Genomic DNA, 12,049 nt, shown 5'->3' with positions numbered 1-12,049 from the left:
TGATTGTTCCTTTTATTACAGATCAATCCCAATGTCTCCATCACTACCGCGAACAAGTCTACTCACTGATCTCAAGCTAAAAGCCACAGCTTGATAAGGCAAATCGATTACTATTTCTAAAAAGTCATACCAGCTGCTCTCTTGGCTCTGATTCTTAGGCCAAATGAAATGTACGATCCAGAATCCAATTATGCACGCTACCAGCACACTCCAACTGAACCCATTGGCAATTAAATCGTAAACCAAATAAGAGCTAAAAAAGAAAATAACTATAGCAAGCAAAGCCCTAAGATCATCCATATTACAATTCCTTATAACACTGCGCTATGCAGAAAATTTAAACGTTACAAGCGGTCTTCCAGCAGCCCAGATTAAGCCAAACGATAATCTTTAACGAGCCAAACGGCGAGAGTAAAACATTTAACGAGATGGTTTATGGATAGTATTCATCTACCATCTTGCCATTAATACAATAGCCGTCAGAATTTTCAGGTGCTGAATCAAAGGCAGTACCCGCATGCAAATCATCTCTATTAATCCACTCAATAGAAGCATTGTTAGTATTCGTGTATGAAAAATCAGAATTAGCCGTCATGCACATCAATATCCCTGATTTCGGTTCGCATTTAATTGAGTAATAACAAAGATTAGGCCGTCCAGATATCTTCACATACCCCCTATTAGCATGCTTCCCATTTAGGTCAAGAAACCTTGCATTAACCCAGCCGGTTTCCATTTCTTTCAGGTTTGTTAAAATGCCAATTTTACACCACGTAGACTTATTTGTTGTTTGGCAAAGATCTACGCCAATGATAGATGAAGCATATAGCTCGCCCGTTTTCTCAGACTTATGATCAGGCTTACTCCTCATATTAAGTACATCGTCTTTCGCAATATTTACAACTTTTGCAAAAAGGGGAGCATCATTAACAGGAAAGCTGCTTGCCAATAGCGTAGATGCCCAACCATAAAAAATTAAACCAATAATAGTTTTATTCATTTTTATATTTTCATTTATTACGCTGTAAAGGTGTAAAACCACCAAGGGGCAACGGCTTTCACTTATTCTGACCTCATATAACACATGGCTTTAAGCTAAATATAAATAACCCAAACCAGATGTTTGAAAAAGCGATAACTAAAGCAATGGATGTCCTAGCGAACTTTGGAATAGTGCTAGATGTAAACATATATGCTATCACCAACAACTCAACCACGATCCATATCATCGACATATATAAAAAGCCTTTGTAGCAACCAAGGCCTTCTATAGAAGCGAATACGTACCAAAAAGAACCAACCATTACTAAACACATCAACCCTAGAAAAATTGTTGATGCCACATTCCTCCACCGAGGGTAATCAGTAGCCAAAGCCTTTTCTCTAATTTTTTGGATTTCATGATTCATATCAAAACTCTAGAATATTAGTGAACTCATAAAAGCGCTACATCAGTAACACCCATGCCGTGATGTGTGTTTAATGTGTGGCTATGACTATGGTTTTTCTTTTACTCTTAATATAATCAAAAATAGAAATTAAAAAATAAAGAAGTGAACAAATAACACTCAAATACAAACCGGTAAACACAGTAGAGAAGTAGGGCTCAGCAAAATAATTTTGCACATCTATAAAACCTACATATGTAATGGTTAACTTAGCAAACATACCCGCGTACATATCTGGAAAAACTACAAACTGAACAGGAATTCTGAGTACTGCACAAAGAAACAGTTTACGGCTTGCGTTTTTATACCCTGCTTTTTGTAAATACATATCGAAAAATAGATAGATAAAAAACCATGTCAAAACACCCGATGTCATTCCAGCAAGATATATGAATTTTTCAGACTGGTACCCTAATATAAAACCCAACACCGAGTTTAAGGCAACAACTAAACCCCATTTAATATAGATGTTCATAATGACTTTAACCATCCGAGATAAACAGGGTTTGACTCTTTCATATCCATGTACAACCAAACCATACGATCAACAAACCATGCTTTAAATACCATTATCCAGAGATTACCAAGTACAAGAACCCAGATATACAATGAATAAAGTCCATACACGAAAAACGGTAGACCCAATGCAGAGAGCAATTGAAGAACCCGACAAGCGTCAAGGTGATGCTTTGCTATCACTTCATTCTCTCGATTTAGATATATCCGTTCACCGAATGTGCCCATCGAGGCCCAATTATTTGTACTTTTAGGAGCACTGAATAAGCGAGGGTTTACCCAAACCCACAGAAAAGAAAGCGCAATCAATGCCAAAGAGTAAACACCAAGCCATTCTCTTGACCAAAAAGCGAAAGATATTAATGGTAAGGCAGTAAACCTCGTATAGACGCTCCATGGATTTGCGTGTCTTCTCCAAGCTTCATCATTCATCAACATGACTTTTTCGGCCCATCTAATGATATCCACAAAGCCTCCCTAGAGCACCATGCCCCCGCATGCTACCACTTAAATTGATCCATCTTAATCTCTAAACCCACCTGCTTTACTATTCTCACGACGGAGTTTTTCACATCAACATGCCATTCATCTAATGAAGATATGGTTTTAACTTCTTTCAACCCATTGCCATTTTTTTGAGCAAGATAGAAGGTGTCTTTCTCTCCCTCTACATCTCGTGTGAGTATAAGCAATGTACTCTTCGGCTCACGAGGCGCTATCTTGTCGTTATTCTTGATTGAAGCAGAGAAATCACTGTAAAACTTAACCTCACCATTCTCTACTGAGGTCTCAAAGGATAGCGCCACTATTTGAAAATTACTCTTCTTAGAAAACAATAACTTTCCCGTATTTTTGATAGGATCATATATATAAAGATTAGTTATTGAGCGATTGCCACTGTTTAAAAAACCTGACTTCTCTGGGCTTTCAATACCTTTGAAATATAGCCCCGTAATTGGATCATATGTATCAATACGGGGGGTGTAATACCCACCAGCAAACACTGAAAATGATAACAACAACCCAGCAACCAGTAATCCAAACTTCATTATTATTCCTTTTTGTATATCGCCGATATTCTTTTCATCAAATACGATTCAGCCACAACAAGTGCAGTGAGCTTCATAATCCCATCTTTCGGTGCATTCTTAACGCCGCGCTTACGATGCTTTATGCCTAAACAAGTTTAAAGTAGGTATATCTGATTGCCTTATTATGCTTTTTTACCACCATCTGGCTCCATAATATTGTCAAAATCAACTAAGTTCCATTTTTGCCCTTTGCTACGATAGATTCGCTTTTTTAGTTCAGGGTAGTCCGCAATGTCACTCTCTAATCGTTGACCTACAACAATACATTTTAAAGTTTTTGTCCCAGTATTTTTGATATTATGCGCTTCTCCACCAGCACGATATCCAATAAAGTCACCCGCTTTTATAGAAGATACTTCACTACCAATTATCGCTTCCCCGCTACCTTCAAGGACATATACACACTCTTCTTCAGAATAGTGGACGTGTGTTTCGGTTGTTACATGGCCAGGTTCAACTTCAATTATGTGAAAACCGATACCTTCTAGGCCAGTTAAATCGCCAAGGGACTTATTAATGCGCTTTGCGTTAGGGTTCAGAAAATGAGTTTTATCAACGCCTTCATATTCTTCAATTTCTTCTTTAGTAACTATGTAAGTATCCATATAACTCCTTGAATAATTCACTCTGATTTAGCAAAAGAATAACGTCTTTCTCAGCGCAAGTGAGCCACTCTTTCGACACAGCAACTTGTTATGCTTTTAATGCAAGAAAATCACCGTCTATAATTAAAAGATGAACTCCATTTTTGGTGATTGAACGGTGAGAACTTAAGTCATCTGAAACAATATAAGACATACCTTCTGTTAGAACTGATTTAGTACCATCTTTTAACTCATTAATAACTTCACCCTTCAAGCAGTAAACGATATGCCCTTTTTCACACCAGTGGTCAGCAAGATAATTTTCTGAATACTCAACATACCTCACTCGTAAACCATCAAATTGCATTGTTTGCCAATAGGCTATCCCTGTGGTCCCTATGTGTTCAGTCCGAGGGATACTTTTCCAATCAATAGTTTGAAAGGGAATATTTTTATTTGTCATTAATATACTCACATTTTATTAAAGCATGACGATCGCATTAACAGGTAGTTTTAAGTGATTCTTCTTATACAATAATGGCTAAAATAATCATAAACGAAGCGACAAAGTAACATACCGTTTATTAAAGATTTCAAGCTAATGAACTTCTACTAATCGATTTTTGTAAAACTCAAATTGCACACGAAAAACATCAATTCTACTGCCGTCCTCTACGATGAATGTGTTCGGTTGGCTGGCTTGTTTGCGATACTTTCTGCTTCGGCTTTAAGGCTTATCGCGAATTGCTCGAAGGGTTCTGTTAGGTCTGGCATCGAACGAACGATGAGCGGTGACATTAAACCGCTAAACACTTCTTGCATTCGGAATTCTACTTGCCCGTTGTTTTCATCTGTCAATGTAAACGTCCTAACTCCCTTAAAAAGACCCAGTGGCATCCCCCCACGCCATACCATTCTCTTGCTTGGTACAAACTCTTGAACCTTTACCGCAAAGGCACGCTCAGGACTGATTTTTGCGTAAACCTTAATCTTCTCGCCTAAGGCAATGTGACCTTCAACTTTTTCTACACTCTTGTTCCAGTCGTGATAAGCAGAGCTATCCGTGAGTATTGCCCAGATTGTATCGGCATTCGCATTAATCTTTGTGGTAGTACTGTAGATCTTCACAAGCACTCCTTTATTTTGTGATAGTTAAGCCATGGCACTTAACACTTAGTAAACGGGGTCTGTATATCTACTCATGCTAGACATCCATCTGCCTGATTACTTATCTTTTAACTCAGCATCTGAAGCAATACAAGCATTTGCACCGCTCAAGTAACTGCAAAACCTACATTCATTTTATGAGTTAAAAAAATACACTGTGTATGTAAATAAAAATCACTGAGCAGGCACTGCCGTATCAGGCGGGAGGAAGTAAGAGTCTAAGTTCGAGTTCAGTTTAGCGACTTGTAGGCTCCAGCTGTTCGAGTGGAGATTCACATAGTTGAGAAACACGCTACCCTCATCAGCATACTCACGTATTGCCGCTACGTTGAAGTTATAGCCTGTACCACGTGAGTCAAAAGTTAACCCTGTATCTACAAAGTCACCAATACCATTCCAAGCGACACCATCAAAACCAGGCACACGCCACAGTATGAGCCGACCTTGCTTCCCAGCGGGAGCATTACTATCGTGTATGATCATACCAATTACACTATCGCTTAATTTAGTCACCGGGAAGTTTGCTTCAGGTGCTATATCCCATAGAGAAGCCACGCCATCTCTTGAGAGGATCGGGGCATTCGCATTCAAATCACCTTTACTAATCGTGAGGTTGCGTGCCTCCTCCTTCATATCCGCCGTATGGGCTATATGTAACTGGAACTCAGACTCGTAGAAAGCTGTTAAATACTCTCCTACTAGTATGAGCTTCTGATGCACATGGTAAGGCCATTTGCTGAACATTGTTAAATTACCGGATCTATCCGTAATCGTAAAAACATTACCGACTAACGTTGACGTTAGCTTATAGACCATCCCGTTATTTGCTTCAACGGCGTAGAACTCATGTCCATTGATCCATGCCCAGCTTCTAGAGCCAAAGTGATTTTTGGCGTTGGCGTGCATCCCAAGAGCGCCATCAATAGCAGAGCTCTCACTATAGTCATGTAAATTGATCACGGGGATCTGCGGCGCCTTAACCGCCTTATTCTCTACCAAGACCCGGTAGCCTAGGTTGGCAGGGGCAAAACGGCTGCTCGGCTCAGGTGCATAGCCATTGTTTTTTGGAAGATACATGTGGGCCGTCGTCTTATAAGTGGATATAAGAATATCCTGCCCTATGTCGTTCTGGATAACCTGCCCATCTAGGTGATATGAATGGCTGGGTGGGTTATACGGCCCTAAAACTGTATTCGTACGGATATCACTCCCTGCATCCGCATAGGATCTAAAAGCGTTGCTGCCCGCCTTGAAACCTGCCACTGGATAATGGGAGTTATCACCCCATGTTTGGAAAGGACGAGGGCGCCAAGCATTCACGTCTTGAGCGGCAAGCGAAGCTAATGATTGATTATAATCAATGGCAAAGTAGCCGTTGTCTGCCTTGGGTGCATTGTGTGAATCGGATCCGTACAACGCAATGAATTTTTGGGTATTCGGGCTATAAACGGATCCAGTGTGACCATCAACACCGCCCGTACCTGGTGATTTAATATCGACCGTACGAGTATACGGGATCACCTCTGTTACTTGGTTGATCGGCAACTCTGCTAAAAGCAGTGGCATAAAGGGCATTGTTAAACCTCACTCAACTTAGAAAGCAAAACCGGCCAATGGTGTTAGCTGTGATTCTTACTGAGTGAACCTTAAAAAGGTACAAATGAAAATAGGATACATTCTCTGAGCTCTACCCTGTAAACGAGCAGGATACATCCACCGCATTGGCCAAACCAGTTACGAAGGCTCAACAAGTGATATCATCTCCACTGTAGCAGTGGGTAATTATAAAAACCTCTGCACCCTTTAAATGAGCAAACGATGAAAGATTGTAATCAATGTGGTAAGTGCTGCGTCAAGTATGGCGATGGTGATATAGCAACGAATAAAGAAGAAATTAAACAATGGGAGTTATTTAATCCAGAGATCTTCGCGTTCGTTAAAAAAAACGAAATATGGTTTGATCCTAAGTCCGGTGAGCAGCTTAAAAGATGCCCCTTTCTCGAAACAGTTCCAAAACACAACCCTCTCACACCCGATAAATACACCTGCAGCATTTACTTAAATCGACCCGAAGACTGCCGTCACTACCCTAGCCTAATCGACGAAATGATTCGGGATGAATGTGAGATGATTGAAGTCATCGATTTAAAGAATCCTAAAAAAGCCCAAAAGAAACTAGATTTATTAATGCTAGATAGCCGTTCTTCCAGCTTCTCATAGAATAAACAGCCGCAACCAATACAACCGATGATTGAATTTCTAACGCGTTTCAAAGTGATAGCCTTGCTCTAGTGATGAAAAGTGCTTTACCTCAACTATGCTTGAGGAATTAATATCTGCTCCAGACTACAAAATAAAATAATTTGGAGCAGTAACATCATGTATTTAGAACACATAAACCTAGTAGTAGATGATGTAGCAAAGATGCTAACGTTTTATCAAGCAGCATTTCCTCATTGGCATATTCGTGATGAAGGGACCAGTGATTGGTATGGAAAGCACCGCAGATGGCTGCATTTTGGTGACGAATATCATTATATTGCGTTGAGCGACAATGGAGAGGGTAGCAACCGAAACCTGGAAGGGCATCAAGTTGGATTAGCTCATTTTGCTTATGTGACTACTAATCTACATGCGCTAATTACACGTTTAACTGACGCCGGTTTTGAGATTTCAAAAAACGGCGCAGAAAATAGTTATCGCAAGAATGTCTACTTTGAAGACCCTGCTGGATTTGAAGTTGAGTTCGTCGAATACTCAAGTGACGAACCTAAATTGCGTAATAGTTAAAGCAGTTCGACAAAGTTTTCGCTCTATCTATTAAATAAGGTAACAAGGCTTGGGGAAAAGCTGAGAAATACAAGGCCAGACCCCTAGCGCACTTCTTTACTCCCCAATATCTTCATTCCATAATTTAGGATTTTTTTGGATAAACGACTCCATAATTTGACGACATTCAGGGTCATTATGAACAACTAACTCAACACCTCTCGATTGAAGGTATTCTTCAGGCCCGCAAAAAGTTTGATTTTCACCAACAACCACCTTTGGAACGCCATAAAGAAGTATTGCCCCACTGCACATATCACAAGGAGATAGCGTTGAGTATAAAGTTGCTCGACGATAGTCTGACGCAGTCAGTCGTCCCGAATTTTCTAAACAGTCCATTTCAGCATGTAATACTGCGCTTCCTTTTTGTATTCGTTGGTTATGTCCTCGCCCAACAATACGGCCATCAATCACAAGCACAGAGCCTATGGGGATCCCCCCGTTATCCAGACCTTTTTTTGCTTCATCAATGGCTGCTTGTAAAAACTTATCCATAATGTCCCTTAACGACTATGCTATTAACTATAATATGTTTTTCTTAATGCATTATAGGCTGCTTTAAGCGCACAGGGGTCTTATGAGAAATCAACTGACCTGAATGACAAAGTAATGTGCAGGGTACTGCTTATGCCTACAAAAGATTAGATACAGGTTTATTATTATGCAGATAGTCGAAAATGCCCATTCTAAAGTTGTTTTGATTGCTGATGACACACAAACCATACGTGCTATCGTCCGTACCAGCCTCAAAGCAATCGGCTTTAAAGAATTTTATGAAGTCACAAACGGTGTCGAAGCGAAGCAGTTACTAGAGGTAAAATCGATCGATTTGATCATCTGTGATTGGGAGATGCCTGAAATGAACGGTCTTGAGGTACTCAAAGCGATGCGCGGCATGGAAAAGCATAAAGACACGCCCTTTGTCATGCTAACCGGTAATGCTAATGCGGACCTCGTCAACCAAAGCATTCTCTTAGGCATATCAGGCTTTGTAGTGAAACCTTTCCAACCGCAAGCATTGTGTGAAAAGATTGCCAGTGTTTTCCCTTCTGAGACACCTAAAGAAGAGAGTTAATAAAACTCATCGCTAGATCACCTTTTTGTCTTATTCATTGTAATAAGTACGCTCTTTTTCGCTCATTCTTTTCTGAGCAACAGATTGAAAACCGCTCAATAATTTCGAAGCTCAAAAATGCAAGGCCATCGAGTTACGTTATCTAGTAAACTACCGAGCTTTTGGCCTAAGAACTAAGCAGGAGCTCATCATTTTATACACACTTTCCCAACTTAAATCTGGCGAGCTATCCGGCATTCGACACCTAGCACTATCAGAGAATCTAACTTCATTTCCTTTGGAAATTTTATCACTAGCTGATAGCTTAGAAATTCTTGATTTATCCAACAACCAATTAACATCGTTGCCAAAAGAACTCATACAGCTGCAAAATCTCAAAATATTTTTCGCCTCAAACAACCACTTTGAAACGGTACCTGAAGTACTTGGCCAATGCCTCAATTTAGAAATGGTTGGCTTTAAATCAAATAAAATTAATCATGTCCCTGAGAACTCACTGCCAGAAAAATTACGTTGGCTCATTTTAACTGATAACCACATTAGCGCACTGCCCGACTCTTTGGGTGAACGCCCCCGACTACAAAAATTAGCATTAGCGGGTAATTGTTTAACGTGCCTACCTCAAACCTTAGCTCAATCAACGAACCTTGAACTAGTGCGTATATCAGCCAACCAACTAGCTGAATGCCCTGATCAATTACTCAGCTTACCTAAGCTTGCTTGGTTTGCGTTTTCTGGCAATCCCTTTAGCCAGTCCGATGTGAACATTCAATCCGTTCCAGATATGCCATCAACAAGTTACACATTACAACAGGTGCTAGGACAAGGTGCGTCTGGCGTTATTTCCAAGGCGCATTGGAATCAACATCAAACACTATTTCCTGATGATATTGCCGTTAAAGTATTTAAGGGCGAAATCACTAGCGATGGTTATCCAAAAGACGAATTACAGGCGTGTCTAAAAGTAGGCAACCACCCAAACTTAGTAACATCGTTGGCTCAAGTAAATGAAAGTGGATATTTAGCATTAATCATGAGTTTGATACCCCCTCACTATAATAATCTAGGCCTGCCTCCGTGCTTTCAAAGTTGTACACGCGACACCTTTCCACTGGGCTTTACTCTGTCAATTGAACACATTGATAAAATCATTACTCAGATGGAAGATGTGTTTGTTCATTTGCATGCAAACCGAGTATGCCATGGTGACTTATACGCGCATAACGCCCTGTTTGATGATGAAGCCAATCTCATTGTTGGCGACTTTGGTGCCGCAACGATGTACCACATGCTTAATGAAAAGCAGCAAGCGAAAATAAAACAGATTGAACATAGAGCACTTCATTACTTTATTGACGACTTATTAAGTATTTGCAAAGAGGAAGATAAAGCCAGCAAAAAGTTTAGACGCCTCGAACAAAAAATCACGTCTTCTTAAATAAGAAAGGGCTAAATAAAAAATGAGGTAGATGAAACCGCTCTGGCATCACCCTCTTTTTATGCGTACTACTTTCATCACTTCAAAGTTCATACCAGCGACCGTTTCCTGCTCGGGGTAATACGTAATATTCACTCTGGCACCTTTTAAACTTTGGTAATTACCTTTGCGCTTGAACTTAAAAGGCACATCACAACCTTCTAGCATTAAGCTATGCAGAATCCAATCACCCTGCTCTCGTTGAACATGTGAGATGACCTTCATTAGCTCGGAATGAGTAAGATTTCTGTTTTTTTCTACTAGCTTTTTAGGGTCTGATTGCATGTTAGATATTATATAATTTTTCCATTATGAATTTAACTAATAGACATCAGAAATTGGATAATACGTTGCTCTAGATAGAAGCGTGGTTTGAGTGGAGAGCCTCCATCAATAAAGCCCACATGGCCGCCATGTTGATGTAGTTCATACGTCACACCTGTGGAGCACTGGTGAGCTGAAGGGATCACATCTGCATTCATAAACGGATCATCTGCCGCATGAATCACTAACGTTGGCTGCTTAATTTTCGCCAAATAACCAAACCCACTTGCTTTAGCGTAGTAATCATCAACACCCTTAAAGCCATGCAGTGGTGCCGTAACCTGATGATCAAATTGATAGAATGTTTTCAGCGTGCTGACTTGTTTCAGTGTGATTGATACTTGATTAACAATCGTTCGATCAGTAAATTTATCAGTGAGTTTTTGCCGGAGTTGCTTAACCAGATGCCATTGGTAAAGAGTCGAAAACCCCTTTTCTAGCCGCTTAGCACAGGCTGATAATTGCAGCGGAGCCGAGACAACAACAGCGCGGTCTATGGCGCTATTACCCTGCAACTCTCCAAGATATTTAATCAAGACATTACCCCCTAAGCTATAACCAACAGCGCATAGCGTTGCTTGGGGGAAAGACTCTTGGAGATACTGCAAGGTATGACTAATATCTTGAGTATCCCCACTATGATAACTGCGCGCCAAACGGTTAGCTTCGCCAGAACAACCACGATGATGATGCACAACAGCGCATAAACCTAATCGATCACAATCTCGCAGCAAGCGGCGTACATAATGGGAATCAGAGCTGCCTTCCAACCCATGCAAAATAACAACAATGCTGCTGGCGCTATAGGGATCACCTGTCCAATCAAGGTCGATAAAATCACCATCGTTTAATTCCAGACGTTGGCGCGATAATGCTGGGGACTCAACCTTTGTAAACACGGGTAAAATCGTTTGCACATGTGGGTTTTTTGCCCACCAAGGGGGTAGAAAAAGTCGGCTCATATCTTATTTCGCGGACGGCTTAGTTTGGAAATGGCTCAAAGATAGCGCTGCTTTGACGATTAACAGCCATGGAAACAAGCCATGAAGGAACAGATCAAAAAAATCTATGCTACGAGATAGCTCTCCATTGATCAGCATTTGTATTTTTTCAACAAGATGTGGCTGAGGTGAAAAAGGAGCGAGACCCAATGTTAACGATCCAATAATCAGTACAATCCATGGCAGTTTTCTCATGAAGCTTGTCATCACTGCTTTTCCTTTTTGTGTAAATAGCGGGTTCCATTTTTCAAAACGTTTACACCTGCACAATTAAGCTTTACAAGAGAATAGAACAAGCCCACGTCTCACACTATTCCCACATGACGTTAGATTTTGCCTTCGCTGCAGCAGCAAAAAGATCAATCAGCGGCAGCGCTCGCGTCGCCATACTCACCTCGGCCTCCTCCGACTCGTTATCCATAACGGGTGGTGGCGTTGTATTTGCTTCAATAGCAGTGGTTAACTTGCTCAGCGCAACGGGCACATCTGCCGCCAGAATCGCACCGGGCACGGAGCCGCTGTGGCCCATCATTTTAA

At 40.7% G+C, this 12,049-nt stretch carries 18 protein-coding genes; 4 read left to right on the top strand and 14 right to left on the bottom strand.

Translation table 11 applies throughout. From position 1 onward, the window contains the following. Positions 1-15: 15 nt before the first annotated feature. From QZZ55_RS05695 to QZZ55_RS05655, 9 genes are all read right to left on the bottom strand, one after another. Positions 16-300 (bottom strand): hypothetical protein, encoded by a 285-nt coding sequence (locus tag QZZ55_RS05695; protein ID WP_293266227.1) that lies wholly within the window; start codon positions 298-300, stop codon positions 16-18. A gap of 133 nt (positions 301-433) precedes the next feature. Next, the gene (locus QZZ55_RS05690) at positions 434-1,000 is read right to left on the bottom strand and encodes an SH3 domain-containing protein (protein ID WP_293266225.1); all 567 of its coding nucleotides are present in this window, start codon (positions 998-1,000) and stop codon (positions 434-436) included. A gap of 479 nt (positions 1,001-1,479) precedes the next feature. Continuing rightward, a complete protein-coding gene (locus tag QZZ55_RS05685) occupies positions 1,480-1,923 on the bottom strand; it encodes a hypothetical protein (RefSeq protein WP_293266223.1) in 444 nt (147 codons plus the stop codon). After that, positions 1,920-2,432, bottom strand: a complete 513-nt coding sequence (locus QZZ55_RS05680; protein ID WP_293266221.1) for a DUF6653 family protein — start codon at positions 2,430-2,432, stop codon at positions 1,920-1,922. The genes QZZ55_RS05685 and QZZ55_RS05680 overlap by 4 nt, the downstream gene beginning before the upstream one ends. 32 nt (positions 2,433-2,464) lie before the next feature. Further along, the gene (locus QZZ55_RS05675; protein WP_293266219.1) at positions 2,465-3,013 is read right to left on the bottom strand and encodes a hypothetical protein; all 549 of its coding nucleotides are present in this window, start codon (positions 3,011-3,013) and stop codon (positions 2,465-2,467) included. A 164-nt stretch (positions 3,014-3,177) separates the two neighbouring features. Further along, positions 3,178-3,660: a cupin domain-containing protein gene (locus QZZ55_RS05670; protein ID WP_293266217.1), complete on the bottom strand. Its 483-nt coding sequence runs from the start codon at positions 3,658-3,660 to the stop codon at positions 3,178-3,180. 88 nt (positions 3,661-3,748) lie between these two features. After that, positions 3,749-4,102 (bottom strand): DHCW motif cupin fold protein, encoded by a 354-nt coding sequence (locus QZZ55_RS05665; RefSeq protein WP_293266215.1) that lies wholly within the window; start codon positions 4,100-4,102, stop codon positions 3,749-3,751. 209 nt (positions 4,103-4,311) lie between these two features. Then, positions 4,312-4,767 carry an SRPBCC domain-containing protein gene (locus QZZ55_RS05660; protein ID WP_293266213.1) on the bottom strand — a complete coding sequence of 152 codons (456 nt, stop codon included), beginning with the start codon at positions 4,765-4,767 and terminating at the stop codon, positions 4,312-4,314. 213 nt (positions 4,768-4,980) lie between these two features. Further along, positions 4,981-6,381 (bottom strand): hypothetical protein, encoded by a 1,401-nt coding sequence (locus QZZ55_RS05655; RefSeq protein WP_293266211.1) that lies wholly within the window; start codon positions 6,379-6,381, stop codon positions 4,981-4,983. A 243-nt stretch (positions 6,382-6,624) separates the two neighbouring features. Between QZZ55_RS05655 and QZZ55_RS05650 the strand changes: the two genes are divergently transcribed. After that, positions 6,625-7,026, top strand: coding sequence for a YkgJ family cysteine cluster protein (locus QZZ55_RS05650; protein WP_293266210.1), 402 nt, complete (start codon positions 6,625-6,627; stop codon positions 7,024-7,026). Between the two features lie 159 nt (positions 7,027-7,185). Further along, positions 7,186-7,596, top strand: coding sequence for a VOC family protein (locus tag QZZ55_RS05645; protein WP_293266208.1), 411 nt, complete (start codon positions 7,186-7,188; stop codon positions 7,594-7,596). Positions 7,597-7,692: 96 nt separating this feature from the next. On the opposite strand, the gene QZZ55_RS05640 is transcribed toward QZZ55_RS05645, so the two are convergent. After that, complete coding sequence (locus QZZ55_RS05640) at positions 7,693-8,130, bottom strand: nucleoside deaminase (RefSeq protein ID WP_293266206.1); 438 nt, start codon at positions 8,128-8,130, stop codon at positions 7,693-7,695. A gap of 166 nt (positions 8,131-8,296) precedes the next feature. Between QZZ55_RS05640 and QZZ55_RS05635 the strand changes: the two genes are divergently transcribed. Continuing rightward, the gene (locus tag QZZ55_RS05635) at positions 8,297-8,710 is read left to right on the top strand and encodes a response regulator (RefSeq protein ID WP_293266204.1); all 414 of its coding nucleotides are present in this window, start codon (positions 8,297-8,299) and stop codon (positions 8,708-8,710) included. 277 nt (positions 8,711-8,987) lie between these two features. Next, positions 8,988-10,148: a protein kinase gene (locus QZZ55_RS05630; RefSeq protein WP_293266202.1), complete on the top strand. Its 1,161-nt coding sequence runs from the start codon at positions 8,988-8,990 to the stop codon at positions 10,146-10,148. A 48-nt stretch (positions 10,149-10,196) separates the two neighbouring features. Here the strand turns inward: QZZ55_RS05630 and QZZ55_RS05625 are convergent, their stop codons facing one another. The 4 genes from QZZ55_RS05625 to QZZ55_RS05610 all read right to left on the bottom strand — a co-directional run. Beyond that, entirely contained in the window at positions 10,197-10,472 is a 276-nt protein-coding gene (locus QZZ55_RS05625) for a hypothetical protein (RefSeq protein ID WP_293266200.1), read from the bottom strand. A gap of 32 nt (positions 10,473-10,504) precedes the next feature. Beyond that, positions 10,505-11,473, bottom strand: a complete 969-nt coding sequence (locus QZZ55_RS05620) for a hydrolase (protein ID WP_293266198.1) — start codon at positions 11,471-11,473, stop codon at positions 10,505-10,507. A gap of 3 nt (positions 11,474-11,476) precedes the next feature. Then, the gene (locus QZZ55_RS05615) at positions 11,477-11,719 is read right to left on the bottom strand and encodes a hypothetical protein (protein WP_293266196.1); all 243 of its coding nucleotides are present in this window, start codon (positions 11,717-11,719) and stop codon (positions 11,477-11,479) included. Positions 11,720-11,822: 103 nt separating this feature from the next. After that, the coding region (locus tag QZZ55_RS05610) for a DUF1840 domain-containing protein (RefSeq protein WP_293266194.1) at positions 11,823-12,049 on the bottom strand (227 nt) is incomplete at its 5' end.

Source organism: Neptunomonas sp., assembly GCF_016744175.1.
Taxonomy (GTDB): domain Bacteria; phylum Pseudomonadota; class Gammaproteobacteria; order Pseudomonadales; family Balneatricaceae; genus Neptunomonas.
The sequence above is the reverse complement of the archived record's forward strand: the minus strand, read 5'-3'. Positions and strand labels throughout refer to the sequence as shown.

Excerpts from the sequence above, each read along its gene's own strand:
- QZZ55_RS05695 (WP_293266227.1), bottom strand. The coding sequence starts at position 300 with ATGGATGATCTTAGGGCTTTGCTTGCTATAGTTATTTTCTTTTTTAGC.
- QZZ55_RS05690 (WP_293266225.1), bottom strand. The coding sequence starts at position 1,000 with ATGAATAAAACTATTATTGGTTTAATTTTTTATGGTTGGGCATCTACG.
- QZZ55_RS05685 (WP_293266223.1), bottom strand. The coding sequence starts at position 1,923 with ATGAACATCTATATTAAATGGGGTTTAGTTGTTGCCTTAAACTCGGTG.
- QZZ55_RS05675 (WP_293266219.1), bottom strand. The coding sequence starts at position 3,013 with ATGAAGTTTGGATTACTGGTTGCTGGGTTGTTGTTATCATTTTCAGTG.
- QZZ55_RS05670 (WP_293266217.1), bottom strand. The coding sequence starts at position 3,660 with ATGGATACTTACATAGTTACTAAAGAAGAAATTGAAGAATATGAAGGC.
- QZZ55_RS05665 (WP_293266215.1), bottom strand. The coding sequence starts at position 4,102 with ATGACAAATAAAAATATTCCCTTTCAAACTATTGATTGGAAAAGTATC.
- QZZ55_RS05655 (WP_293266211.1), bottom strand. The coding sequence starts at position 6,381 with ATGCCCTTTATGCCACTGCTTTTAGCAGAGTTGCCGATCAACCAAGTA.
- QZZ55_RS05650 (WP_293266210.1), top strand. The coding sequence starts at position 6,625 with ATGAAAGATTGTAATCAATGTGGTAAGTGCTGCGTCAAGTATGGCGAT.
- QZZ55_RS05645 (WP_293266208.1), top strand. The coding sequence starts at position 7,186 with ATGTATTTAGAACACATAAACCTAGTAGTAGATGATGTAGCAAAGATG.
- QZZ55_RS05640 (WP_293266206.1), bottom strand. The coding sequence starts at position 8,130 with ATGGATAAGTTTTTACAAGCAGCCATTGATGAAGCAAAAAAAGGTCTG.
- QZZ55_RS05635 (WP_293266204.1), top strand. The coding sequence starts at position 8,297 with ATGCAGATAGTCGAAAATGCCCATTCTAAAGTTGTTTTGATTGCTGAT.
- QZZ55_RS05625 (WP_293266200.1), bottom strand. The coding sequence starts at position 10,472 with ATGCAATCAGACCCTAAAAAGCTAGTAGAAAAAAACAGAAATCTTACT.
- QZZ55_RS05620 (WP_293266198.1), bottom strand. The coding sequence starts at position 11,473 with ATGAGCCGACTTTTTCTACCCCCTTGGTGGGCAAAAAACCCACATGTG.
- QZZ55_RS05615 (WP_293266196.1), bottom strand. The coding sequence starts at position 11,719 with ATGACAAGCTTCATGAGAAAACTGCCATGGATTGTACTGATTATTGGA.